Source organism: Thioclava sp. JE_KL1, assembly GCF_009296265.1.
Taxonomy (GTDB): Bacteria; Pseudomonadota; Alphaproteobacteria; order Rhodobacterales; family Rhodobacteraceae; genus Thioclava.
The window spans coordinates 458,682-483,364 of record NZ_WBJS01000003.1; the positions used below are offsets into that span (position 1 = coordinate 458,682).

Consider the following 24,683-nt stretch of genomic DNA (forward strand, 5'->3'; position numbering starts at 1 on the left):
AAAAATTGTCCGTAAACAATGCTTTGGGAAAAGATCGAATTTGGAAACGATTCGATTTACTGCGCGTAATTCACGAAATATCGAATCACCACCGGGCCAACGGCGATCAGGATCAGCGCCGGGAGCATCAACGAGGCCAGTACCCCGGACATCTGCACCGGCAGGCGATTGGCCTTTTCTTGCGCGCGCATCTCGCGAATGCCGCGCAGATCGGCGGCATAGGTGGTCAGCGCCTGTGCCATCGAGGCCCCGAAGCGCAGCGACTGGCTCGCGACATTGGCGAAGGCACGTACGGTCTCGACCCCGGTCCGGTCGGCCATGTCCCGCAGTGCCGACTCGCGCTCGCGCCCGGCCTGAACCTGACGCTGCACCGAGAGGAACTCGAAGGAAATCTCCGGCGAGGTCTCCGCCAGCTCGTTGCCCACGCGGGTCATCGCCGCATCGAACCCCATGCCGCTCTCGATCGCGACCTGCATCAGATCGAGCGCATTCGGGAAGCTCTCTTCGATCCGCAGCCGCCGCTCGCGCATCCGGCTGTTGAGCCACATAAGCGGCAGCAGATAGCCGCCTGCGACGAGCCCGGTCAGGATCTGATAGGTCGCCATGCCGCTCAGGCTGCCGAGACGGGCATCCAGGCCCATCGGCAGGCCGATTTCGGGGCTGCGTGCGGCAAACAGAAGCCCCATGAAAATACCCGGCAGGCAGACGCCCAGCGCGATCCGGACCAGGGTGAAGCGGCGCAATGCGCTGGCCCCGGACAGCCCGGCCTGCGCAAGTTTGCGTTCCAGCTTGGAGCGGGTCTGGCGGTCGGCGGGCACGAAGGCCTTCAGGATCTGGCCCGGACGTGCCTCCGGCGCCTTGAGATAGCCATGCTCGGCGCGCCCTCCCGTCTTCGGCCCGCCGATGGCCGCGATGCGCTCGGCGGCGCGGTCACGCTGGAAGGCGGCCTGAAGCCCGACAATCAGCAGCAACAGGCCGAAGCCGATCCCGGCGGCCAGAAGCGTCTCGGGCGCGAGGCCCATCCGAAGCGCGAAATCCTCGATCCGTGTCATCAACATGGTCTCTCTCCCCGGCTCAGATCCGGAACTGCACCAGACGGCGCAGCACCACGGCATTCAGGATGATAAGCGTAACGACGATGATCGCCATCGTGCGGAACATCGGGTGATCGGCGACTTCGCCGTAGTAATTGGGTGAAATCAACGATGTGAAGCCGAACATGATGAAGGGCAGCGCGGTCAGGAACCACGCCGAGGCGCGCCCCTCCGCCGAGATCGCGCGGATCTTGCGCCGCATCGAGATCCGGCCCCGCGTCGTCGCCGCCAGCACTTCGAGCACGCGGGCGAGATCGCCGCCCGTGCCGTGCTGAATACCGATGCTGGCCGCGAGATAGTCGGCGTCTTCCAGCCCCACCCGCTCGGCGAATTCCAGCACCGCGTCGGGAAGGTCTTCGCCATAGGTCACCTGATCGAAGATGATGCCGAATTCGGTGCCGATCGGGTCGGGCATCTCCTCGGCCACGGCGCCGATAGACATGTTCAGCGGATGGCCGATCTTCAGACCCCGCGCGAGCATGTCGAGCGCGTCAGGCAGCTGGCTCGTCAGCACTTTCATCCGTTGCGTCGCCCGCGCGCGCAGAACCATGAAGGGCAGCACCAGCCCGATTGTCACAGCCGCAGAGGCCGCCCGCAGCGGGCCGAGCGGAGCAAGCGCCAGCACGAAACTCCCGATCGCAAGCGCGGCGCAGATCAGCAGGAACTTGTCCGGCCCGATCCGGAAGCCCGCGCGATGCAGCAGACGCGGCAGATCGAACCGCTTCGGCAGCCGGGCGATCCAGCCCTTGCGCGGGTTGGGCTTGAGCAGCGCGAGCATCTCCTCGGTGTCGCGCCCCTTCGCGATCATCTTCATCCGGCGGCTTTTCGCCTCACCGCTGGTCTCGGTGCGGTTGAGCAGGTGCAGGCCGCCCGTCAGCGCCAGCAGAACGCCAAGCGCGATGCCGCTATAGGCGACATAGGCGGCGAGGTCCTTTTCGATGATCTCCCACATGGCTCAGTTCCCCCGCATCTTGAAATCGGACGGATCGACCGCGACACCCGCCGCGATCAGGTCTTCGAGGCAACGCGGGCGCAGGCCGGTCGCGGTGAACTCGCCCTCGATCACGCCATCGGCGGAGGTGCCGGTTTTGCGGAAGGTGAAGATGTCCTGCATCATCACGATATTGCCCTCCTGCCCGGTGATCTCGGAGATCGAGAGCACCCGGCGGCGACCGTCGGACATGCGCGCGATCTGCACGACGATGTCGAGGCCGGAGGCGATCTGCGAACGGATCGCGTTGAGCGGCATGTCGAGGCCGATCATCGTCACCATCTGCTCGATCCGCCCCAGAGCGTCGCGTGCGGAATTGGCGTGGACCGTGGTCATCGAGCCGTCATGGCCCGTGTTCATCGCCTGCAACATGTCGAAGGCTTCCGAGCCGCGCACCTCGCCGACGATAATCCGGTCGGGGCGCATCCGCAGCGCGTTCTTCACCAGATCGCGCTGGATCACCGCGCCCTGCCCGTTCGGATTGGACGCGCGGGTTTCCAGCCGCACCACATGCTCCTGTTGCAGCTGCAATTCGGCGGCGTCCTCGATCGTCACGATCCGCGTACGCGGGTCGATGGCGGCCGAGATCGCGTTCAGAAGCGTCGTCTTGCCCGAGCCGGTGCCGCCCGAGATCAGGATATTCTTGCGGGCATGCACCAGCCCGTGGAGGAACCGCGACGCAGCCCCCGTCATCATCCCAGTCTCGACGAGCCGCTCCATCGTGTAGGGTTGGCGCGCGAATTTGCGGATCGACAGGCTCGGCCCGTCAATCGCACAGGGCCGAATGATCGCGTTCACGCGGCTGCCGTCTTCGAGCCGCGCATCGACCCAAGGGTTGCTCTCGTCGATCCGGCGGCCCACCCGCGAGACGATCTTGTCGATGATCCGCAGCAGGTGGCGCTCGTCGCGGAAGCGTACCGCCGTGCGCTCGAGGACGCCGTGACGCTCGACGAAGACGCGGTTGCAGCCATTGACGAGAATGTCGTTGATCGACGGGTCGGCCAGCAGCGGCTCCAGCGGGCCGAGCCCCAGCACTTCGTTGAGAAGCTCGTCGACCAGCGTCTTGAACTCCTCCGCGCGCAGCGGGGTTTTCGCGTCGCGCAGCTCTTCGCTCACCAGCGCCGCCACTTCGCGGCGCAGCTCCTCTGGCACGACCTTATCGAGCATCGACAGGTTGAGCCGGTCTAGAAGCGCGTCATGCAGGCGGCTTTTGAGTTCTAGCGCGCGACGCTGCGCGTCTTCGTCGACCTCTGCCGCAGGCGGTTTGGGCGTAACCTGCTGTGCGGCCATCTCGCGCGCGTCTTTCGGCGGGCTGCCCGCGTAGGGCTTGCCGAGCGGGATCACCTTTTCGGTCTCGGTCGGTTTCGACCCGCGATCCGTGAAATTGCGAAACATCTCGTGCTCCCCCTCAATTCGTCCGGGCTGCGCTCTGTGCGAGCCGCCCCTTCGCCAAACCGGCAATCGCTTTCGACAGCGCTGAGCGCCGCCCGATCCGCGCAAGAGGCACGCCGCGATCGGCAGCCTCCTTGGCGGCGCGCGGGTCGTCGGGCAACCAGTGGCTGAGATCGCGATCGAGCGCCTTCGCCGCCTCCTGCTGCACCCGCGAGCGCATCAGCGGACGGCTTTGATGGTTCACGACCACCTCGATCTCCAGCGCGAGGTTCTCCTCATGATAGGCGTCGATCAGGCGGCGGGCCTGCTGCAGCGAGGGCACCGCGAGATCGGTCACCAGATACATCAGGGACGCGCGCGCCAGCACCGGCGAAACCCAGTCGATCAACGCATGCGGCAGATCGACGACGACGTAATCACAACGCGCCTGCATCAGCGTGATGAGTTCGGTGACCTGATCGGCCCCGAGCGCACCGAGCGGCGCGAAAGCGGCGGGGGCGCAGAGCACTTCCAGCCCGTCTTTCGAATGCTGGAGCGACTGATCGAGGAAGGTCTCGTCCGGCACCGCCCCGCTGCGCGCCATATCGTAGAGCGCCGGGCTCGGATCGAGATCGAGAAAGCCCGCGACCATGCCGAATTGCAGATCGAGGTCGATCAGCCCGACGCGGCGCGGCGCCTGGCCTTTCTTCACACCCTGAGCCGCCAGTTGATGGGCGAGATTCACCGCCAGCATCGTGGCCCCGATCCCGCCGCGGCTGCGCGCGACCGCGATGACCTGGCCCTCTTCGTCGGGCGCTCGCGCATGCGTCAGACGCTCGGCCTCGGCAGAGAAGGTCAGTCGACGTTTGGCGGGCGCGGCAAGGTCGCGCGCGCTCGGCTCGGGCACCAGGAATATCGGTTTGGTTCTACGGGTCATTTCATGTCTCCCCTTGCTTTAGCTTCCCGCGCCCTGCGCGAGATCCTCGCCCGGCATCGACGTGCTCATGCTCGGGAAGGCGATATCTGCATCAAGATCTTCATTGGCGGTGCCGGTCACGAGCCCCACCAGCGCGCCCAGCGGCGTCGCGAACTGGAAGCTCACATTCTGCAATTCGACGGTGACCATCGGCACATAGGGCCCGCCGAGAAATCCAAGCTCGGAATCGTAGGAATAGCTGAAGGACAGGTTCGCGGCGGTCGAGCCGTTGGGCAGCGCCGGGGCGACGATCGGCCAGATCTCGGCCACGGTCGCATTCGTCGTCGCGCCCGAGCAGCTCACCGTGGCGGGTGCCGCGCAGACCCAGCTCTTGGCGCTGCAATTCGTGCCGAATTGCGGCTCGGTCTCGTCTTTCGGCGTCACGCCGCGCTCATTCGTCTCCGGCACGCCGGCACATGCCGCCGGACGCACCGCTGCCAGCCGCGCCGCGACCTGCAATCCGCGCTGCATATTCACGTAGTGAAAGGCCAGCCGTCCGAAATCCAGAAGCCCGAAGAACACGAGCAGGTAGAGGCCGAATACCAGCGTGAACTCGACGAGGGTCGCGCCCTCCTCGTCGCGCAGAAAGCGGCGCAGTGCGCGCGCGTGATATGCGAGAGGCCCGGTCATGAGCCGAAGACCCGGTTCTGGTCGGCGATCGTCGTGGTGACGGTGCCGAGCGTCGTGGGTGTGATCAGGGTGAAGAGACCGGCGAAGGGGAAGGTGATCGTGACATTCGCCGCCACTTCGACGATCGGCGCATCGCCGAAACGATAGCTGCCTTCGATGCAATCGAGGCTCGGCTCCACCGTCGTGACGGTGATCCCGCCCCCCAGCACGCTACCGCCGGTGATCGCATTGCCGACGATCCCGGCGAGCGTCTCCGCCTGACCATCGACGCTGCCGCCGGTTTCGCAGATGCTGCGCGGGGTGATCCGGGCGAGATAGCGGCTTGCGTCACGCACCCCTCCGATCACCGTCTGGTAGGCAAGAAACATCCGCCCGCTCTCGATGATCGCCGCGAAGAGGATGAGCATCAGCGGCAGCACCAGCGCGAATTCCACCAGCTGCGCGCCCTCATCATCGCGCCAGATGCGGCGCGGGGCGCGGAGGCGATATGCGCGAAACCACCGCATCGCGCTCACCGGTAAAGCTGGACGACGTCGCGGACCATGCCGCCCGTGCCCAGCTCCTCTTGGTCGCCATTGCTGGCGGACCCGATCACTTCGCCCCAGATATCCATCGTCGGCGGGCTCGATCCGTCTTCGCCCACCGGCTCGGTGAGGAAGACTTTGACGAATTCCTTGACCGGCACGTTCGTCGCCGCGCCCTTGATCACGGTGCCCGTCTCGGCGCTGCAATCGATGCCCGCGACGATCAGAACGCGGCGGTCGGCATTGGGGGCGGCCGCGGGCGCGCAGCTCGGCAGGCCCGTCTCGGCGCGTCCCGAGAGAATGTCGCCGCCAGCCGCCGCCGCGATCTCGGCAAGATAGAGGTCATAGCGGGTTTCGGCATCCGCGAAAGGATCCGTGGCACCCTCCGCCGTGATGTCGATTCCGTAATTCGTCTGCATGTAGGTGATGCGGCCCTGCGACCAGTCGCCATCGCCGAAACGACCGCAGGGCTCAGTCGCGCCCGGCATGAAGCAATCGTCACGCGGCAGGCCGACCGTATCGGGCGAAAGCTCTTCATTTTCCTTGATGCAGGTGTTTTTTCCGCCGCCATTCGACGTCGTGCCATCCTTCCCGCTCGGATTGGCGGCGACGATTCCCTTGATGACATTGGGCGCAGGCGCATAATCGGGATCGTTGCTCAGCCCGTTCATGATCGACTGATACATGTCGAAGCGCACGTTGAAGATCGCCGCGTTGCGTCCTTCCTTCTGGCCCGGTTCGAGGTCGACGCCGCGCTGGTTGAAGCATTGGGTGATCTTGCTGACGGCGCCGAGCAGGCAGGCGTCGAGCTGCGCGCCGGATTTCTTGGCGCAAGGCCCCTCGTCATCGATTTTCGCGCCATTCGGATCGAGGAACCCGAAATCGCCCGGCCCCCAAGCGGCATCACCGCCCCCGCCCGAGCGCAGCAGGATCATCTGTCCGATATCCTTTTCCGCATCGAAGCCCGGCGGCACGCAGAACATCAAGGGCGTGACGTCACAGGCCAGGATTTCGAGCCCCGCGACCGCCTGAGCCGTGGCCGAGCCGTCGAACGCGTCATACCCGCCCATCGTGGTGAACGCGGCGGCGAAGACACCCTGAACCTCACGCTCATCGACATCGACGCGCACGAAGGCGGCCTTCGCCGGATCGGTGGTCACCGCGTTTGTCGCGTCGCTATCGCTGTCCGGCAGGGCGCTGAGATAGGTCAGGGTCACATCGTTCGCAGCCCCCAACACCTGCGAGCCAGTCGCGAAGGTCTGGCTGTCGACGATGAGTTGCGCAGCCGCATTGGCGCGGGTGATCGCGTCGGAATTGCCGTCAAGCTCGCCCGCCGCCGCCAAAGCGACCGAGTCCGCGAAGGATTGCAGCTCCGAGCGGGTGCTGCCGAGCCGCCCCAGGTCGAAGGAGAGCGCGACCAGACCGAGCACCACCACGAGGCTCATCCCGAAGAAGACGAGGATCGTCCCGTCTTCCTCGCGGGCGAAACGCCGGATGCTGTTCTGGATGCGCCCCATCGACCCCGAGCCTCACTTGACCGTCGTATGGGTCACTTCCGTGCCGCGCCGGATCGTCACCGTGCGCACGGGCGTGGGTTCGAGCTTGTTCGCGGACCGCTCGCTGAGAATATCGGCCAGCCCTATCGAGGGCAGCGGATCGCTCTCGGCCTCGTCGAGCGTGCGCAGCGTCAGGCTGAGCGTGCCCGCCTTCTGCGCCAGCGCGAGGCGTTGTCCCTGATCGGGCGAGACCTCGACGGTGACAGTGCGCGCCACGCCGGGGGTTTTCACCTTCTCATCGGCTTCCTGATCGACCCCGATGACGCGGACGTCCTGAAGGATCGTCACGGTTTTGAGCGACTCGTTCTTGCCGCGCGTCATCATCACGTCGACGCGGTCGCCCGGCGTCACGAAACCACCCACCCCGCTCGAGGCGTTGACCTCGATCGCCATGGCACGGCTGTTCGGGCCGAGGGTCTGAACGATGGTGACCTTCTCGCCGTAATTCGAGACCTTGGAGGCGAGGATCAGCTCGCCCTGCGCGATCTCGGCACGGGCGCGGCGCGGCTCCCCGCCCGCTTCGGGCAGGAGGGCTGCGTAATCGGTGAAGACACCCGGCGGCAGCGCCTCTTTCGGCCAGGAGATCGAGGTCAGCTTCTGCGCCTCGATGGTCTGGCCGAAGGGAATGTTCTGTGCAGCGGCGAGGACCTCGACGAGGCCTTCGCGCTCGGCGGCAAGGTCGCGTTTGTATTTCGCCTCGAAGAAATCACGCGCCAGGTAAGCCGAGCCACCTGCCACGGCGAGTCCTGCAGTGAAGGTCAGCAAAGATGCGATACGCATGGCGCTCTCCATAGTTTCCAACAGGTGGCGCCAGAAGGCACCACCCGAGTCCGATGATTACTGAGTCTTGCCGGTCATGAGCGATGCAGCGTCGGTGAGTTGGGTTTCCACCTTGTCGGCCAGTCCTGAATAAGCTGTCACTGCGATCCCCAATGCGACCGCCAGCGCGATGCCGTATTCGACGACCGTAACGCCCTCTTCGTCCTTCTTCAGACGGCGCAGCGAAGCGAGTTTGAACAGTTTCATGGTCTTTCTCCGTTTCTGAAATGCCGGCCCACCCCGGCGTTTAAATCTGGCCCCGTGTCCCCTGTTGAGCCGGGCAGCCAAGATTCAGATTGCGAGTGTTTTGACGTCGCGGCATCGGTTCAACGTCGCAAAATCACAACCACAGATTGTATTACTTGTCAGAGATGCCGAAATCTGGACGCCAGATACGCCGTTTGATTGCCGAAGCATGCAACTGGGGCGCCGCCGCGACTCAGTACGCGGGGCGCGATTTTCGTCTTGTTTCGGAGGTTTGGCGCGTAAGGACGAACGGCGCCGATCAGGACGCCACACCGTTCGAGCTACAGGCCGAATACGGCTAAGGAGACAGAAGACGCAGCGGGGCATTCGAAAGCCCCGAAGCGGGACTGCCGTTTTCGCGAGATGTGAGAGCGGACGGCGTAGACGCTCAACCCTCAGCCGGGCAGCGCGTCCACGAGCTGCGCGAAATGATCGCCGCGTTTTTCGAAATTCGGATATTGGTCGAAGCTCGCGGCCGCAGGCGCCAAAAGCACCGTGTCGCCCTCTTCGGCATCGCGGGCGCAGGCGGCGACGGCGGCCTCCATCGTCTCGCAAATCTCATGCTCGACCGCCAGTTCCAACGCGAAATCGCGCGCGGAATGGCCGATGAAATAGGCTTTCTTCACCGCGCCGAGATGTTCGGAGAGCGAGGCCACCCCGCCCTCCTTGCCCAGACCGCCCGCGATCCAGCGGATGTTCGGGAAGGCCTCGAGTGCCTTCGCGGCGCTGTCGGTGTTCGTTGCCTTGGAGTCGTTGACCCAGCGCACCCCACGCTTCTCCGCGACGGTCTGGCTGCGATGCGGAAGCCCGGCGAAAGAATGGAACGCCTGTTCGATCACCCGCGGCGCAATTCCCAGCGCGCGCACGGCGGCATAGGCCGCGCAGGCGTTCTGGTGGTTATGCGCGCCGGGCAGCCCGGTGACGTCGCGCAGGTCGATCGAGGCCACCTGCTTGCCTTTGCGCCATTCACTGAGGAACCCTTTGCGCGCATAGACCGACCAGCCCCAATCCCCCAGCTTGCGCGCCGAGGACACCCGGATCAGCCTGTCATCGTTGCGGCCCATCATGATCTGATTGGCGAGATAGACGCCCTCGGGCTCATCGACGCCGATCACCGCGCGATCCGGGCCGCCTTCGGCGAACAGTCGACGCTTGGCCGCGAAATAGCCGCCCATGCCTGCGTGGCGATCCAAATGGTCCGGCGAGAGATTGGTGAAGACCGCGATATCCGGCGTCAGCGCGCGCGCCAGATCGGTCTGATAGGAGGACAGTTCCAGCACCACGACCTCGCCATTCTCGGCGGGTTCCAGATCGAGCACGCCGCGCCCGATATTGCCCGCCATCTGCGTCGGTCGCCCGGCCTCTTCCAGAATGTGATGGATCAGCGCCGTCGTCGTGGATTTCCCGTTCGAGCCGGTGACGCAGATCGTGCGCGGTGCCTGATCGTAGCGCATGAAATCATCGGTCGCCCAGGAGGCGAAGAACAGGCCGATATCGTTATCGACGGGCACGCCCGCCTCCATCGCCGCCGAAATCACCTGGTTGGGCCTGGGATAGAGATGCGGAATGCCGGGCGAGACGATCAGGGCCGCGACCTCCTCGAAAGCGCCGTGGCGCGTCAGGTCGCGGCAGCTATAGCCGGCTTCCTCGGCGCGGGCGCGGCCTTCGGGGCTGTCGTCCCAGCACAGCGGCTCGGCCCCGCCCGCGCGCAACGCGGCCGCCGTCGCCAGACCCGAGCGCCCGAGCCCGAGAACCGCTACCTTCTGTCCGTCAAAGCCCTGCACCGGGATCATGGGTCTCTCCTGTCGCCTCGCGCAAGGGCAGCGGGGCCGCCTCGCGTCTTCGTCGTTCTATCACGTCGTTCTTTATCGGGGGCCAGCCCCCGTACCCCCGGGATATTTGAACCAATACGAAGGGGAAAGGGGGAACGCAGCGCACAAGTCGCCGGACATGCAAAAACGGCGCGCACGGAGGGGAGGATCCGTGCGCGCCGCAAAGGGTCTTCTAGCGAAGATCGTTAGATTACGACTTCTGGTCTTGCTGCTTCTCGAGCGTCGAGAGAATGTCCGACAGGCTCGCATTCAGCGTCAGCTTGCCCGAGCCGACTTCCGAGGCGGGAACGGTGATCTTGAACATCGAAACGGTCGTGTCGAGCGTGTCGTCGGTGCGGACATAGACTTCGTCGCTGTCGCCCATGTTCATGACTTTCTCGATCGTACCGACCGCAGCGCCGTCCGAGGACACGACGGCATCGTTGACGCCGGTCTGGACCTTGTTGCCGACGATGCCGGCATCTTTGTTCAACTGGTTCTCGGCGGGGATCGACTCTTCGCCGTTGGAGGTCTGGTCGGTCATCGTAGCGCCGACTTTCTCGCCCGCGACACCAGCGGTGTTGTTGACGTCGCCACCCGAGGTGACGTTGACCGCGGGCGCGGTGCCGTCGGAGGTCTGGTCATTCGGCACGATCTGCATCTTGTAGTCGACCAGGCCGTATTGGCCGTTTTCGGACGAGCCACCGGTGGTCACGCCATCTGCGGCGCTTGCGATGGTGCCAAGCGAGAGCGTGGCAGCGAGAGCGGTCGTCGACAGAATAATGTTGAACTTGCGGGTCATCGGGTTCTCCTCGTTAAAACTTTTACGACGTCTCGCGTCGCGGTTCGGGGAGACAACCAGTGGATTTCGCTTTGGTTCGCTCAAATAAAGTTGACGTAAACCAAGGGCGCCGCGGTGGAACCACGACGCCCATTTGCGACTTCGCGCGCACCCGCATACGCGCTAAATAAGAGGTATACGGGAAGGAATTCTCAGCGGATTTTCAGCGTCGCCAGACCGATCAGTGCGAGGATCAGCGAGATGATCCAGAAGCGGATGACGATCTGGGGCTCCGACCAGCCCTTCTTTTCGAAATGGTGATGGATCGGAGCCATCAGGAACACCCGTTTCCCGGTGCGTTTGAAATAGGCGACTTGGATGATCACCGACAGCGCCTCGACCACGAAGAGGCCGCCCACGATGCCGAGGACGATCTCGTGCTGGGTGCAGACCGCGATCGCGCCGATCGCGCCGCCAAGCGCGAGGCTGCCGGTATCGCCCATGAAGACCGCAGCCGGCGGGGCGTTATACCACAGGAAGCCCAGACCGCCGCCCATCAGCGCCGCGGTGAAGATCACCAATTCGCCCGAACCGGGCACGAATTGCACGCCCAGATATTCGGTGAAGTCGGTCCGGCCCACGACATAGGCGATGGCGCCCAGCGTGCCCGCGGCGATCATCACCGGCATGATCGCGAGCCCGTCGAGCCCGTCGGTGAGGTTCACCGCATTGGCCGCGCCGACGATCACGATCATCGCGAAGGGGATGTAGAAATAGCCGAGGTTCAGCACGAGGTCCTTGAAGAACGGGATCGACAGCCGCCCTTCCAGATCGGACGGGTGCAGATACCATGTCAGGAGCGACGCGAGCAGCGCGAGCAGGAAACCGAGCGCGAGCCGCGCCTTGCTGCTGACGCCTTTGGTGTTTTGCTTCGACACCTTGGCATAGTCATCGGCGAACCCGATCGCGGCATAGCCATAGGTGACCATCAGCACGACCCAGATATAGCCGTTATCGAGCCGTGCCCAGAGGAGTGTCGACACCAGAAGCGCCGTCAGGATCAGGATGCCGCCCATCGTGGGCGTCCCGGCCTTGGAGATATGCCCCTCCGGCCCGTCATCGCGGATCGGCTGCCCCTTGCCTTGCGTGCGCCGCAGGATACCGATCAGCCAGGGGCCGAAGATGAACCCCACCAGAAGCGCCGTGAAGAAGGCCCCGCCCGCGCGGAAGGTGATGTAGCGGAACAGGTTGAAGACGCCCCCGCCATCGGAGAAGTCGGTCAGCCAATACAACATTAGTCTTTTCCCTTATGGGCCTCGGCCGCGCCGGGCTGGCCGAGTTTTTTCAATACGCTCACGACGACGCTCACCTTGGAGCCTTTGGATCCTTTGACCAGAACGACGTCGCCGGGGTCGATCAGGTGGCGGGCGCGCTCTGCCAGCTTGTCCGCCTTTTCATACCATTCGCCGCGTTTGGCGCGCGGAAGCGCTTCGCGCAGCGAAGCCATGCGCGGCCCCGCGAGATGCACGAGGTCGATCTTCGCCATGGCGGGGTGATCGGCGATGGCCGCGTGCAGCGCCGCCTCGTCGTCGCCCAGCTCCAGCATGTCGCCGAGGATCGCGATGCGGCGCCCTTTCGCGGTGCGCCCCACCCCGTCGCGCGGCTTGGCGCCTGCCAGAACCTCGAGCGCAGCCGACATCGAGGCCGGGTTCGCGTTGAACGCGTCGTCGAAGAGATCGAAGCTCTCGGCCTCGTCCACCACATCCATATAGACCCGCTCGCGCTGGCCGCGTCCGGCGGGGGGCTGCCAGTTGCCCAGATCCATCGCGGCGATGGTCGGATCGCAGCCCGCGGCTTCGGCCAAGGCCAGCACGCCGAGCGCGTTATTCGCGAAATGCCGCCCCGGGGTCATCACCTTGAACAGGATCGGCGTGCCATGGTGATCGGCCTGAACCACGGTCGCATCGCCCGCGATGCGGGCATCGATCAGACGGTAATCCGAGCCCAGCTCGGGACCGAAGCTAACCATGGTTCCGGCCTGCTGGGCCGCCTTGCGCAGAATGTCGGAAACCTCAAGGCCGGACGGCACGATCGCGATGCCGCCCGCGACGAGCCCCTCGAAGATCGACGCTTTCTCATGCGCGATGCCTTCGATGCTGTCGAAAGCGGCCAGATGGGCCGGCGCGACGGTGGTGATCATCGCGGCATGGGGTTGCGCCATCTTCGCCAGCGGCGCGATCTCGCCCGGGTTGCTCATACCGATCTCGATCACGGCAAAATCGGCATCCTGCGGCAGACGTGCCAGCGTGATCGGGACGCCCCAGTGATTGTTGAAACTCGCCTCGGCGGCGTGGACGGTGCCTTGGGCGGAGAGGACGGCGCGCAGCATCTCTTTGCTCGACGTCTTGCCGACCGAACCGGTCACGGCGAGCACGCGGGCCCGCGCACGTGCGCGCCCTGCCCGCCCCAAAGCCTCTAGGCCTGCGAGTACGTCATCCACGATCAGCAGCGGATCGTCCTTTGAGCAGCCTTCGGGGATGCGGCTGACCAGCGCCGCAGCCGCACCCTTGTCGAGGGCCTGACGCACGAAATCATGGCCGTCGCGCACATCCTTGAGCGCCACGAAAAGATCGCCGGGATGGATCGTCCGGGTGTCGATGGAAATTCCGGTCGCGGCGAACGGTTGCGTGGCTTCGCCACCCGTCGCTGCGGCCGCGTCGCTCGAAGTCCAGAGCACGGCCATCAGATTTTCCCGTCCAGCGCGGCGACAGCGACCGAAGCCTGCTCGGCATCGTCGAACGGATAGGTATCCGAGCCGATGATCTGCCCGCTCTCATGGCCCTTGCCCATCACCAGCAGTGCATCGCCCGGCTGCAGCAGATCGACGCCGCGCAGGATCGCCTCGGCCCGGTCGCCCACTTCCATCGCCTTGGGCGCGCCTTCCAGCACGGCGGCGCGGATCGTCGCGGGATCTTCGGAGCGCGGGTTGTCGTCTGTGACGATGACGATATCGGCGTTCTCAGCCGCCGCCTGCCCCATCAGCGGGCGCTTGGTCGCGTCACGATCGCCGCCCGCGCCGACGATGGCGATCAGGCGGCCCATCACATGCGGGCGCAGCGCCTTGAGCGCGGTCTGCACCGCGTCGGGCGTATGGGCGTAATCGACGAAAACCGTCGCGCCATTGTCGCGGGTGGCGGCCAGTTGCATCCGCCCGCGCACGGTGGAGAGCTTCGGCAGGGTCGCGAAGACGTCCTCGGGGTCCGCGCCACAAGCGATGGCGAGCGCCGCTGCCGTGAGCACGTTCATCGCCTGGAACCCGCCGATCAGCGGCAGGCGGGTCATCTGCGTCCAGCCTTCCCACGAGAAGCGCACATCCTGCCCGGTCGCATCGAACCGCTGGCCGAGGATCTGCATTTCGCATTGCTCGGTATGGCCGATGCCGATCAACTCCTGACCGCGCGCGGTGATATAGCGCGCCAGTTCCTCGCCCTTGGGATCGTCGAGATTGATCACCGCCGCCCCGTCTTCGGGCAGGACACGGGTGAAGAGCCCGGCCTTGGCCGCGAAATACTCCTCGAAGCTCGCGTGATAATCGAGGTGATCTTGCGTGAAATTCGTGAATGCAGCCGCCGAGAGCGTCACGCCATCCAGCCGCCGCTGCGCCAGCCCGTGCGACGAGGCCTCCATCGCGGCATGGGTCACACCGACGGCCGCCATATCCGACAGCAGGCGATGCAGGGTGATCGGCTCGGGCGTGGTATGCGGCGACGGGGCGGAATAGCTGCCTTCCACGCCGGTCGTGCCGATATTCGCGGCCTCGAACCCCATGAGCTGCCAGATCTGGCGGGTGAAGGTGGCCACGGAGGTCTTGCCGTTGGTGCCGGTCACCGCGATCAGGGTCTCGGGCTGACGCTCGAACCACAGCGCCGCAGCGAAGGCCAGCGCCTGACGCGGATCTTGCGTGATGACGATGGCGGTGTCGGTGCCTTCGAGCGCCTCGCGCGCGGCCTTCTCGCCTGCGCGATCGGTCAGAACGGCGGCCGCGCCCATGCGCAAAGCGTAAGGGATGAACTCGGCCCCGTGGATCTGCGTGCCCGGCAGCGCCGCGAAAAGATGGCCCGGCTTGACCTGCCGACTGTCGACCGACAGCCCCGAGATCGCGCAGTCTGCGCCTTGCAGCGGCGTCAGCCCCAATTCGCTCAGCATTTTGGTGCCCGCAGCCATCGTATCCGTCCTTCATTCAGCTTGCCGCACTTATCCGGCGACGCGTCTGCGAGGTCAAGGCGACAGGCCCTTCCCCCGGTCTCTTTGCGCGAGTTCATGCGCGTGGCGTGAGGCCCGCCGACAGCCCGGAAAGGTCAGTCTTTCTTGACGAGGCTGATGCCGTCGAGCGTGTCGGGCGTGGTCGGTTCGGGGCGCAGGCCCAGAAGCGGCGCGACACGGCGGATCGTCTCGGCCGCGACCGGCACGGCGGTCCAGCCTGCGGTGCGGCGCGGCGTGTCGCCGGAGGTATCCGTCGGCTCGTCCAGCGTGAGAACCAGCACATATTCGGGGTTGGTCACCGGGAAGACGCCCGCGAAGGTCGAGATCACCTTCTTGTCGTAATAACCGCCCTGCGGATCGGGCTTGTCGGCGGTGCCGGTCTTGCCCGCGACCTGATAGCCCGCGACATTGCCGTAGCTCGCCGTGCCGCGCGTCACCACGGCGCGCATCATCGCCAGCGCCTTGCGGGCCACCGCCGGAGAGACGACCTGCGTGCCTTCGGGAGCCCCGAATTCCTGTTTATGCGGCTTGCGCGGACCGCCTTTGGCGATCAGCGTCGGCAGCACGCGCCGCCCGTCATTCGCGATCGTCGCATAGGCCGTTGCGAGCTGCAGCGGGCTGTCGGAGAGACCGTGGCCGTAGCCGATGGTCATCGCCGAAAGCTCCGACCAGTTTTTCGGCAGAATCGGTCGGCCCGTCGGCGCCTCGATCAGCTCCACCGGCGAGGGCTCCAGAAGGCCCAGCTTGCCGAGGAATTCGCGCTGCTTCTCGGGGCCGATCTTCTGGACGATCCGCGCAGTGCCGATATTCGAGCTGTGCACGATCACATCCGTAACCGACAACTGCTTGCCGTAATTGTGGAAATCGTGGATGCGGAACTTGCCCCAGCGCAGCGGGCCCTTGGTGTCGATCATCGTCTCGGGCGTGACCAGACCGTCCTGCATCGCCTGGCTGACCGCGAAGATCTTGAAGGTGGAGCCCAGCTCGTACATCCCCTGAACCGCGCGGTTGAACAGCGGGCTGTCGGAGGGGTCGCCCTTCAGAAGCGGGGCGGGCCGGTCATTGGGGTCGAAATCGGGCAGGCTCGCCATGGCGACGATCTCGCCGGTGCGGACCTTCATCAGCACCGCCGTCGCACCCTTGGCATTCATCAGCTTCATGCCTCCCGAGAGCACGTCTTCGAGCGCGGACTGCACGGTCAGATCGAGCGAGAGCTTCAGCGGCTGCCCACCATTGGCCGGATCGCGCAGCCACTTGTCATATTCCTTCTCGATCCCGGCCACGCCGAGGATCTCGGCGGAGTTCACGCCCTCCGTGCCGTAGCGCGCGCCGCCAAGGATATGCGAGGCGAGGTGGCCGTTGGGATAAAGCCGCATCTCGCGCGGGCCAAACAGAAGGCCGGGATCGCCGATATCATGGACTGCCTGCATCTGCTCGGGGCTGATGCGGCGCTTGATCCAGACGAATTTGCGATGACCGGTGAAATCCTTCTTCAGCCGGTCGCGGTCGAGATCGGGGAAGATCTTCACCAGCTTGTCCACGGTGCCCAGCGGGTCGATCATCATCGGCGGCTGCGCATAGAGCGAGTGGGTCAGCAGGTTGGTCGCGAGCACCCTGCCCTTGCGGTCGACGATATCGGCGCGTTGGGCGTGGATCTGCTCGGTCGTGGAATCGGTCTGCGGCTCTTCGGGGCGCGCGGCGGCGAAGGAACCCATGCGCAGGCCCACCGTCAGGAAGGCCGCGAGGAAGATCACCGACATGACCAGCAGGCGGCCCTCGGCGCTTTGACGGGCCTTGTCACGAGTGGCCTCGCCGCGCAGACGGCGGTTCTCGCGTTCGATCGCGTCGGGGTTCTCGCCTTTTTCGCGGGCGTCAAGGATACGGGCAAGCGGACGAAGGGGCGTGCGCATCAGTTCCCTCCCTCAGGATCGGCCTTGACCTCGATCGGGTCGGACAGGCCGGACAAATCGGTGCCCGACGCATCGGCATCATCGGCCTGCGGCGTCGGATAGGCGATCTGCGCCACGGTCCCGAACTGCTCGGGCGTCATCGGCAGGAGACGCAGCGAGGTGAAGTTGAGATTGACCAGTTCGCGCAGCCGCTGCGGGCGGTTGAGATAGGCCCATTCGGCGTTGAGCACGGACAGCCCCTCGTTGAGCGAGGCGATTTCGCGGTTGAGGTCGCGCAGCTCGTCGATCCGGTCCTGCGTGTCGTAGTTGACGTGATAGGCCCAGAAGGCGAGCGCGAGGACACAGGCGGAGGCGGCAAGATAGGCAAGCAGTCTCAACGGCGTTTCCCCTTCTTTTCCCCGGTGACGAGCTTCGGAAGCCCCAGCTGCGTGCGATCGGCCTTGCCGGCGGGCGAATTCGTGCGCCGCCCCACCCGAAGCCGGGCCGAGCGTGCACGCGGATTTTCAGCCAGCTCCTCTGCGTCGGGCCCGTCGCCTTTGACGGTAATCTCAAACGCGGGATCAAGGGTTTGCTGAACCGGCGCGTGGCGCGAACCACCCCCGCCCGTCGACGAGCGCGCCGCGAAGAAACGCTTCACCACCCGGTCTTCGAGCGAATGGAAGCTGACCACGGCCAGAAGCCCGCCGGGTTTCAGCGCGCGCTCGGCGGCTTCCAGCCCCTCGATGAGCTGGCCGAATTCGTCGTTTACCGCGATGCGCAGACCCTGAAAGCTGCGCGTGGCGGGATGGCTCTGCCCCGGTTTCGGACGCGGCAGGCAACGCTCGATCACTTTGACCAGCTGCTGCGTGGTCTCGAACGGCTGAACCTTGCGCGCCTCGACAATGGCCTTGGCGATCCGGCGCGAGGCGCGCTCTTCGCCATATTGGTACAGGATATCCGCGAGTTCGGCCTCGTCCGTCTCGTTTACCAGATCGGCCGCCGAGGGCCCTTCCTGCGACATCCGCATATCGAGCGGCCCGTCGCGCATGAAGGAAAAGCCGCGATCCGCCTGATCGAGCTGCATCGAGGAGACGCCGAGATCCAGCACCACCCCGTCGAGCAATTCGTCGCTATAGGTATCGAGTTCGGAGAACGTGCCTTCGACCAGTTCCAGCCTGTCGCCATACTCGCCGCGCCACGCTTCGGCCATCTCGAACACGGCCGGGTCGCGGTCGACCCCGATCACCTTGTCGGCGCCCGCCTCCAGCAATCCGCGCGCATAGCCGCCCGCGCCGAAGGTTCCGTCAAGCCAAGTCCCGGAGACAGGCGCGACCGCCCGAAGGAGCGGCCGCAGCAATACCGGGACGTGGGGGGCGTCTGGCAGGGCGTCCCGATCCGTCATGGCTCACCCCTGCGACAATAGGCTGAGCGGGTCGAAATCTTCGCCCTGCTCCTCGATCCACTGATCGATATTGGCTTCATCGGCAGCGGCGAAGGTCTCGGGGTTCCAGATCTCGAAAGTCTCGCCCACGCCGGAGAAATAGGCCTCCTTGTCGAGACCGATCTTCGTGCGCAAAGCCGCCGGGAGAACCAGGCGGCCATCGGGATCGACTTCGGTCGGGTGCGATTTGGACAAAACCATCCGCTGCAGGATCGTGCGCTGTTTCGAACCGCGCGGCAGCGCCGCGATATCGGCGGCCAGCGCCTCGAAAGCGGCCTGCGTGTAGATCTGGAGCATTTTCTGGGTGTCGGCGCCGTAGACGATGACCATGCGGGGGCGATCTTTGTTCGGGCGCTCGGGGTCACCCTCTTCCAGCTCACGACGAAACAGCGCGGGGATCGACACGCGACCCTTACTGTCCACCTTGAAGGTGTATTCGCCTATGAACATGCCCGCCAAAGCGCGCTCCTATCACCTGTCCCGCCGGGCGGGGCCCGAAATGAAAACAGCGGATTGGGCTGCTGCCACTGCCCAATCCGCCGCCCTCGTTCCCATTACTGGGTATGTCCGACTGCACGCGCCACCTGGGGGGATGGGGATATCTGCTCGCTCGCGCGCCGGATCTCTTTGTTTTCGTGAAGCGATGGCCTGTATGAAACCTGCATTTCGCCGTGAGGTCTTAGTGCCTCTATTTGTCTTCGCTTCCGATGAATTAGGGATGACATGGGAATTCATGGCACGCAAGAAAAAAGTTGCCGAATACTGGGCATATGTTGTTCGAGAAGAGACTCCATTACAAGGTGTTGTGCCGAAATCAGACCACACCTAGCGCAAGCATGACGGCAGTTTACTATATATGGTAGAAAAACCGGAGCCGTCAGAGATTCCCGTAAAATCCCAAAAAATTTCCATTAATGCGGAACCTGTGGTTTTTGAGCCGCAATTTGAACCCACGACACCACTGATTTCAGCGCTCACTACAGGGTGATTTTGCGCGAGGGCGCGTGAAGCGCGCGTGATTCCGCCCAGTATCATGGCGAATCTCCGCTCACATGCCTTCTACGCTCCCGTGAAGTTCCATGAAAGGTGCCATGATTTCCCATAACGCCCCTGTGACCAGAAAAAAGGCGCCCGGATCGGGCGCCTTTCCAAATGTGACCTTGGTCCCGAGGTCAGAGCAGATCGCGGTCGACCAGCCCCTGCGCAAGAGCGGCATAGCCCTCGGCCGCCGGCCCCTCGCCCGCCGCGACCGGGGTGCCCGCATCGCCGGCGAGCCGCACATCCAGATCGACGGGCAGCGCCCCGAGGAAGGGCAGCCCGAGCGCTTTGGCTTCCGCAGCGACCCCGCCATGCCCGAAGAGATGCGCCTCGTGACCGCAATTGGGGCAGACATAAGAAGACATGTTCTCGACCAGCCCGTGGATCGGCGTCTTCAGCCGCTGGAACATGTCGATCGCCTTCTTCGCATCGAGCAGCGCGACATCCTGCGGGGTGGAGACGATGATCGCCCCGTCCAGCTCGGTTTTCTGGCACAGCGTGAGCTGCACATCCCCCGTCCCCGGCGGCAGATCGATCAAAAGCACGTCGAGCGGGCCGTATTCGTCCCATTTCACCTGGAACAGCATCTGCTGCATCGCGCCCATCAGCATCGGGCCACGCCAGATAACCGCCTCGCTCTCTTTTAGCATGAGACCGACCGACATCAGCGTGACGCCATGCGCCTGCAGCGGCAGGATCGTCTGGCCGTCCGGCGAGGCGGGCCGCTTGCTCGCACCCATCATGCGCGGCAGCGAGGGACCATAGATATCCGCGTCGAGCAGACCGACCTTCTTGCCCGCGCGAGTCAGCGCCACAGCGAGGTTCGACGCGACAGTGGATTTGCCGACACCGCCCTTACCCGACCCCACGGCGATGATCTTTTTCACACCCGGCACTTTTTGCGGGCCTTGCTGGGGCTTGGGATGGCCGCCGATCGCGGGGCCGCGCTGTTGCGATTGCTGAGCGGTGCCGCCAAGACCGCGCGGCGCGCCCGCGGGCACCACTACCGTCACGCTCGTCACCTCGGGAAGCGCCTTGATCGCCGCTTCCAGCGTGGGGCGCATCGCTTCCAGTTCAGGCTGCGGCGCGCCTTCGAGCACGAAGCGTACCACGCCGTCTTGCACCGCAAGCGCGCGCACGAGATCGCGGCTGATCGCGGTCCCGCCGCCCGGCACTTCTACCGATTGCAACGTCGCAAGAACCGTTTCCTTGCTCAGAGCCATGCAGATTCCTCCATTCCCGGGTCCGTCATCGTCCCGACTGCTCGTGATTTGGCCGGAACTGTGGCGTTTTTGCCGCGCAGTTCAAGTCGAGAACTGCCCAAATGGTCAGGAATCCCCCAAACGCCCCAAGGCAAGCGCACATATCTTGCGTCTGCGTCTCGAAAATGGGTCAGAATCATTCATGCATTTTCTGCATGGCGGCAATGAGGCTTCCCGGCATTGTGCAGTCGCAGCATTAGCGCCATCTTTAGCCCAACGACGGAACACGAAGTAACGAATTCGGGCCGACAAGCTGGAACCGGCAGCGGCCCTCGCAAGTAGATAGATGAGGCTAAAACGATGGCACTCGTACAAGACATCCAACTGAACGAAGGCGGCTTCGCCGCGCTGAAATCGAAACTGACCGAAGCCCTGGCCCGCCGCAAGGTGTATCGCCAGACGCTCAACGAACTGCGCTCGCTCAACAGCCGCGAGCTGAACGACCTCGGGCTGCACAGCTCGATGATCACCCGCGTGGCCTACGAGGCCGCATACGGCAAGTAATTCGCTTCCCGAGCCCCTCTCCTCCTCCCTGGGGCTCAGGACTGCGGCGGCGCTCTCTCTCCTCCTCCCTGAGAGCGCCGCCACACCAAACATACCGGCCCCAAGCGGCGCGACGCCGCGATGCCGGATCCGAGCTGCCCGGATCTCTCTCTCCTCCTCCCTGAGAGATCCGCGCCGAGCAGGCGGCGACCTCTCTCCTCCTCCCTGAGGTCGCCGCCTATCACCGGCGGAAAGCTGCGACAGGCTGTCGCATGCTGCAGTGCAGCACTTGATATCCGGGCCGACAGGCCCAAACTGATACGAAAGGCCCTCTCCTCCTCCCTGGGCCGATCGTTTCGGCGGCACTCTCCTCCTCCTCCCTGAGGGTGCCGCCACAAAATACCGAGGGTCCTCTCCTCCTCCCTGGACCCGAGGGTGTGACGCCGCTTCCTCCTCCTCCCTGAAGCGGTGTCGACAGTGCCGAAGGGTCTCTCTCCTCCTCCCTGAGACCTGACGGCAGAAAAGAGACGGCGGCGCCCCTCCTCCTCCCTGGGCGCCGCCGTTTTCTTTTACTCTCTCCCAAGCTGACCCGATGGAGGGGCTCTGCCCCGCACGCTTCGCGCGCCCCCGGGATATTTCTCTCGAGAAGAAGAGCATTGCCCTCGCGCGCGCCGACCGGCAGGAAGGGCGCAAGGAGACCGAACCGATGCTGTCTTACCAACACGCCTATCACGCCGGAAATCTGGCCGATGTGCACAAGCACGCGCTGCTTGCGTCTGCGCTCGATTACCTGACGCGCAAGGACAAGCCGCTAAGCTATCTCGAAACCCATGCCGGGCGCGGGCTTTACGCGCTCGACGGGGCGGAGGCCGCGAAGACCGGCGAGGCAGCGGCCGGGATTACGCGGGTAGAAGGCTTGGGCTGGTTCGCACCCGATCATCCCTATATGCGCGCGCTGGCTGCTGTGCGTGCGCAGCACGGCGCGCAAGCTTATCCAGGTTCGCCTTTGGTGGCGCAGGCGCTGTTGCGGCCGATGGACACGATTCAGCTTTGCGAACTGCACCCGCAGGAGTTTGCCGCCCTGCGCACGGCCACGCGGCGAAGCGGCGCGGTCCTGCACAAAGCCGACGGGCGCGAGATGGCGCTGGCGCTGACGCCCCCAACCCCGCGTCGCGGGATGATGCTGATCGATCCGAGCTTCGAGGAGAAGGCCGACTACACGGCGATGCCGAAGCTGATCGGCCATATCGCGAAAAAATGGAACGTCGGCATCATAGCGCTTTGGTATCCGATGCTGGCCTCGGGCGCACACGAAACGATGGTCCGCACCCTGCGCCGCGATTTCCCCGACGCGCTGAGCCATGAGGTGCGATTCCCGCCCGCCCGCGAGGGCCACGGCATGATCGGCTCGGGGATGTTCATCGTGAACCCGCCCTGGGGTCTTGCGGGCGAGGCCGAGCGGCTGTCGGAGCTATTTTCCAGCCTTTGACGCAAGGAAAGCCTCGAACGCCTCCAGCGTGCGGGAGGAGACATGGTGCTCGATCCCTTCGGCGTCAATCTCCGCGACCTCTTCCGGCACGCCCACGGCGCGCAACAGGGCCACGACGGTCCGGTGGCGTTCGCGCACCTGATCGGCCAGCGCCTCCCCGGTCTCCGTCAGGAACACCCCGCGATAGGGCCGCGACACGGCCAGCCCTTCGCGTTTGAGCCGCGCCACGGCTTTCGTCGCCGTCGGATGGGCCACCCCGAGTCGCGCGGCGATCTCGGTGATCCGCGCCTCGCCGAATTCCGCCGTCAGATCGGCGATCATCTCGACATAGTCTTCCAGAAGCGCGCGCGCCGCACGCTCTCGGGCCCGGTTGAACCCCTTGATCTGCGAAGGGTCAGTGTCAGTCATTCGCCTGCCTTGACGGTCTTTGTCTCAATACCGGTCGGGGCCTTTCGGGCACCATTTCCAGAGCGGACCGGATAACCTGTCACGCCCGATATGCCAAGCAAAGCTTCGCGCGGCGCCTGTTGTGCTGTCAACGAAAATTAGCCACTTGCGAATCTTGTAGCCAAGGCTACATTTCGCAGGAGCAGCATAAGCGAGGGCCCCATGACTGAACTGACCCGCAAGGAAAACATGACGAGCCGCACCCGCACGGCCATGGAGGCAGTGCTGTCGGGCAACCGGCGCGGCGGGTATCTGTTGTTCTTCGGGCCGGCGGTGATCGCCTCGGTCGCCTATATGGACCCGGGCAATTACGCGACGAACATTCAGGCGGGCGCGGGCTATGGCTATGCTCTGCTATGGGTCGTGCTAGGGGCGAACCTGATCGCGATGCTGTTTCAGGCGATCTCGGCGCGCGTGGGCATCGTCACCGGCAAGAACCTCGCGGAGCTGTCGCGCGAGAATTTCTCGAAACCCGTGACGATCGCGATGTGGATCGTCTCGGAGATCGCCGCCATGGCGACCGATTTGGCAGAGTTTCTGGGCGGCGCGTTGGGGCTTTCGCTACTGTTCGGCTGGCCGCTGATCTGGGGGATGGGTGTCACCGCCGTCGTCACCTATGCAATCTTGATGTTCGAGCGCGGCGGTTTCCGCCCGATGGAGATCGTGATCGGCGCGCTCGTGGCGCTGATCGGGGCGTGCTACCTCGCCGAGATGTTCGTGGCGCCGGTCGACTGGTCCGGGGCCGTCGCGGGGATGTTCGCCCCCTCGATGCCCGATGCGACGGCGCTGACGATCTCGGTGGGCATCATCGGTGCGACCGTGATGCCGCATGCGATTTTCCTCCATTCCGGCCTGACGCAGAACCGCGCCCTGACGCGTGATCCGGTGCAAAAGGCGCGGCTGCTGAAGTTCTCCAACCGCGAGGTGATCATCGCGCTCGCGATCGCGGGGATGGTCAATATGGCGATGGTGATCATGGCGGCCTCGGCCTTCCATAGCGGGCATTCCGAAGTGGCCGAGATCGAGACCGCCTATCACACGCTGACGCCGCTCTTGGGCGGATTCGCGGCCGCAGCCTTCCTGACCTCGCTGATCGCCTCGGGGGTTTCTTCCTCAGTCGTCGGCACGATGGCGGGGCAGATGATCATGCAGGGCTTCATCCGCCGTCGTATCCCGGTCTGGCTGCGCCGGGTCATCACGATGGCGCCCGCCTTCGTCGTCGTCTGGCTTGGGGTGAACACGACCGATGCGCTGGTGATGAGCCAGGTGGTGCTGTCGATCGCCCTGCCCGTCCCGATGATCGCGCTGCTGATCTTCGCGCGGCGCGGCGACATCATGGGCAAGTTCGCCTTGCGCGGGCCGCTGTTTTGGTTCGCCGTACTGGGCGCGCTCATCGTGCTGGGGCTGAATTTCGTGCTGCTCTGGCAATCGGCCGGGCTGCCGGTGCCGGGTCTGGTGAGCTAAACCAGACGGAGCGAGGGGGCGCTGCCCCCTCTTGGCTGCGCCAATTCACCCCCGGGATATTTCCGCCAAGAGGAAGGCCACGCGGGATTGCACTTCGCCTTGGTCAAA

Annotated in this window: 24 protein-coding genes; 4 read left to right on the forward strand and 20 right to left on the reverse strand. The window is 64.8% G+C overall.

Going from position 1 to position 24,683, the window contains the following annotated elements:
• Positions 1 to 56: 56 nt before the first annotated feature.
• The 18 genes from F8R15_RS07600 to mraZ form a co-directional block, all read right to left on the reverse strand.
• The gene (locus tag F8R15_RS07600; protein WP_152844156.1) at positions 57 to 1,058 is read right to left on the reverse strand and encodes a type II secretion system F family protein; all 1,002 of its coding nucleotides are present in this window, start codon (positions 1,056 to 1,058) and stop codon (positions 57 to 59) included.
• Between the two features lie 16 nt (positions 1,059 to 1,074).
• Positions 1,075 to 2,046: a type II secretion system F family protein gene (locus F8R15_RS07605; RefSeq protein WP_152844157.1), complete on the reverse strand. Its 972-nt coding sequence runs from the start codon at positions 2,044 to 2,046 to the stop codon at positions 1,075 to 1,077.
• Positions 2,047 to 2,049: 3 nt separating this feature from the next.
• On the reverse strand, positions 2,050 to 3,480 hold the full coding sequence (locus F8R15_RS07610) for a CpaF family protein (RefSeq protein ID WP_078599330.1): 1,431 nt from the start codon (positions 3,478 to 3,480) through the stop codon (positions 2,050 to 2,052).
• Between the two features lie 13 nt (positions 3,481 to 3,493).
• Complete coding sequence (locus F8R15_RS07615) at positions 3,494 to 4,393, reverse strand: hypothetical protein (protein WP_078603825.1); 900 nt, start codon at positions 4,391 to 4,393, stop codon at positions 3,494 to 3,496.
• Positions 4,394 to 4,411: 18 nt separating this feature from the next.
• Positions 4,412 to 5,062, reverse strand: coding sequence for a TadE/TadG family type IV pilus assembly protein (locus tag F8R15_RS07620; RefSeq protein ID WP_152844158.1), 651 nt, complete (start codon positions 5,060 to 5,062; stop codon positions 4,412 to 4,414).
• On the reverse strand, positions 5,059 to 5,568 hold the full coding sequence (locus F8R15_RS07625; RefSeq protein WP_083075572.1) for a TadE/TadG family type IV pilus assembly protein: 510 nt from the start codon (positions 5,566 to 5,568) through the stop codon (positions 5,059 to 5,061). Before F8R15_RS07625 ends, F8R15_RS07620 begins: the two co-directional genes overlap by 4 nt.
• A gap of 5 nt (positions 5,569 to 5,573) precedes the next feature.
• The gene (locus F8R15_RS07630) at positions 5,574 to 7,103 is read right to left on the reverse strand and encodes a pilus assembly protein TadG-related protein (RefSeq protein WP_152844159.1); all 1,530 of its coding nucleotides are present in this window, start codon (positions 7,101 to 7,103) and stop codon (positions 5,574 to 5,576) included.
• A 12-nt stretch (positions 7,104 to 7,115) separates the two neighbouring features.
• Complete coding sequence (cpaB, locus tag F8R15_RS07635) at positions 7,116 to 7,922, reverse strand: Flp pilus assembly protein CpaB (protein ID WP_152844160.1); 807 nt, start codon at positions 7,920 to 7,922, stop codon at positions 7,116 to 7,118.
• 57 nt (positions 7,923 to 7,979) lie between these two features.
• A complete protein-coding gene (locus F8R15_RS07640; RefSeq protein ID WP_152844161.1) occupies positions 7,980 to 8,168 on the reverse strand; it encodes a Flp family type IVb pilin in 189 nt (62 codons plus the stop codon).
• Positions 8,169 to 8,602: 434 nt separating this feature from the next.
• Complete coding sequence (murD, locus tag F8R15_RS07645; RefSeq protein ID WP_152844162.1) at positions 8,603 to 10,000, reverse strand: UDP-N-acetylmuramoyl-L-alanine--D-glutamate ligase; 1,398 nt, start codon at positions 9,998 to 10,000, stop codon at positions 8,603 to 8,605.
• Positions 10,001 to 10,229: 229 nt separating this feature from the next.
• On the reverse strand, positions 10,230 to 10,820 hold the full coding sequence (locus F8R15_RS07650; RefSeq protein ID WP_152844163.1) for a hypothetical protein: 591 nt from the start codon (positions 10,818 to 10,820) through the stop codon (positions 10,230 to 10,232).
• A 191-nt stretch (positions 10,821 to 11,011) separates the two neighbouring features.
• Positions 11,012 to 12,094 carry a phospho-N-acetylmuramoyl-pentapeptide-transferase gene (mraY, locus tag F8R15_RS07655; RefSeq protein WP_078539566.1) on the reverse strand — a complete coding sequence of 361 codons (1,083 nt, stop codon included), beginning with the start codon at positions 12,092 to 12,094 and terminating at the stop codon, positions 11,012 to 11,014.
• Positions 12,094 to 13,542 carry a UDP-N-acetylmuramoyl-tripeptide--D-alanyl-D-alanine ligase gene (gene murF / locus F8R15_RS07660; protein ID WP_152844164.1) on the reverse strand — a complete coding sequence of 483 codons (1,449 nt, stop codon included), beginning with the start codon at positions 13,540 to 13,542 and terminating at the stop codon, positions 12,094 to 12,096. The genes mraY and murF overlap by 1 nt, the downstream gene beginning before the upstream one ends.
• Positions 13,542 to 15,023 (reverse strand): UDP-N-acetylmuramoyl-L-alanyl-D-glutamate--2,6-diaminopimelate ligase, encoded by a 1,482-nt coding sequence (locus F8R15_RS07665; RefSeq protein ID WP_078546540.1) that lies wholly within the window; start codon positions 15,021 to 15,023, stop codon positions 13,542 to 13,544. The genes murF and F8R15_RS07665 overlap by 1 nt, the downstream gene beginning before the upstream one ends.
• 134 nt (positions 15,024 to 15,157) lie before the next feature.
• On the reverse strand, positions 15,158 to 16,972 hold the full coding sequence (locus F8R15_RS07670; protein WP_253732446.1) for a penicillin-binding protein 2: 1,815 nt from the start codon (positions 16,970 to 16,972) through the stop codon (positions 15,158 to 15,160).
• Positions 16,972 to 17,349, reverse strand: a complete 378-nt coding sequence (locus F8R15_RS07675; RefSeq protein WP_152844166.1) for a cell division protein FtsL — start codon at positions 17,347 to 17,349, stop codon at positions 16,972 to 16,974. The genes F8R15_RS07670 and F8R15_RS07675 overlap by 1 nt, the downstream gene beginning before the upstream one ends.
• A complete protein-coding gene (rsmH, locus tag F8R15_RS07680; RefSeq protein ID WP_152844167.1) occupies positions 17,346 to 18,353 on the reverse strand; it encodes a 16S rRNA (cytosine(1402)-N(4))-methyltransferase RsmH in 1,008 nt (335 codons plus the stop codon). Before rsmH ends, F8R15_RS07675 begins: the two co-directional genes overlap by 4 nt.
• 3 nt (positions 18,354 to 18,356) lie before the next feature.
• Entirely contained in the window at positions 18,357 to 18,842 is a 486-nt protein-coding gene (gene mraZ, locus F8R15_RS07685) for a division/cell wall cluster transcriptional repressor MraZ (RefSeq protein ID WP_078520010.1), read from the reverse strand.
• 49 nt (positions 18,843 to 18,891) lie between these two features.
• Here mraZ and F8R15_RS07690 point away from each other — a divergent pair, with 49 nt between their 5' ends.
• Complete coding sequence (locus F8R15_RS07690) at positions 18,892 to 19,221, forward strand: hypothetical protein (protein WP_152844168.1); 330 nt, start codon at positions 18,892 to 18,894, stop codon at positions 19,219 to 19,221.
• Positions 19,222 to 19,564: 343 nt separating this feature from the next.
• Here F8R15_RS07690 and F8R15_RS07695 read toward each other — a convergent pair whose 3' ends face one another.
• Positions 19,565 to 20,653: an Mrp/NBP35 family ATP-binding protein gene (locus F8R15_RS07695; protein WP_078519473.1), complete on the reverse strand. Its 1,089-nt coding sequence runs from the start codon at positions 20,651 to 20,653 to the stop codon at positions 19,565 to 19,567.
• Positions 20,654 to 20,992: 339 nt separating this feature from the next.
• On the opposite strand from F8R15_RS07695, the gene F8R15_RS07700 reads away from it, so the two are divergent.
• Both F8R15_RS07700 and F8R15_RS07705 read left to right on the forward strand, forming a co-directional pair.
• Positions 20,993 to 21,196 (forward strand): DUF1127 domain-containing protein, encoded by a 204-nt coding sequence (locus tag F8R15_RS07700; RefSeq protein ID WP_078519474.1) that lies wholly within the window; start codon positions 20,993 to 20,995, stop codon positions 21,194 to 21,196.
• Positions 21,197 to 21,881: 685 nt separating this feature from the next.
• Positions 21,882 to 22,664, forward strand: coding sequence for a 23S rRNA (adenine(2030)-N(6))-methyltransferase RlmJ (locus F8R15_RS07705; RefSeq protein ID WP_152844169.1), 783 nt, complete (start codon positions 21,882 to 21,884; stop codon positions 22,662 to 22,664).
• On the opposite strand, the gene mntR is transcribed toward F8R15_RS07705, so the two are convergent.
• The gene (gene mntR / locus F8R15_RS07710; RefSeq protein ID WP_078519476.1) at positions 22,647 to 23,072 is read right to left on the reverse strand and encodes a manganese-binding transcriptional regulator MntR; all 426 of its coding nucleotides are present in this window, start codon (positions 23,070 to 23,072) and stop codon (positions 22,647 to 22,649) included. The two genes, F8R15_RS07705 and mntR, sit on opposite strands and share 18 nt — an antisense overlap.
• 201 nt (positions 23,073 to 23,273) lie before the next feature.
• Between mntR and F8R15_RS07715 the strand changes: the two genes are divergently transcribed.
• A complete protein-coding gene (locus F8R15_RS07715; protein WP_152844170.1) occupies positions 23,274 to 24,575 on the forward strand; it encodes an Nramp family divalent metal transporter in 1,302 nt (433 codons plus the stop codon).
• The last annotated feature ends 108 nt before the right edge of the window (positions 24,576 to 24,683 follow it).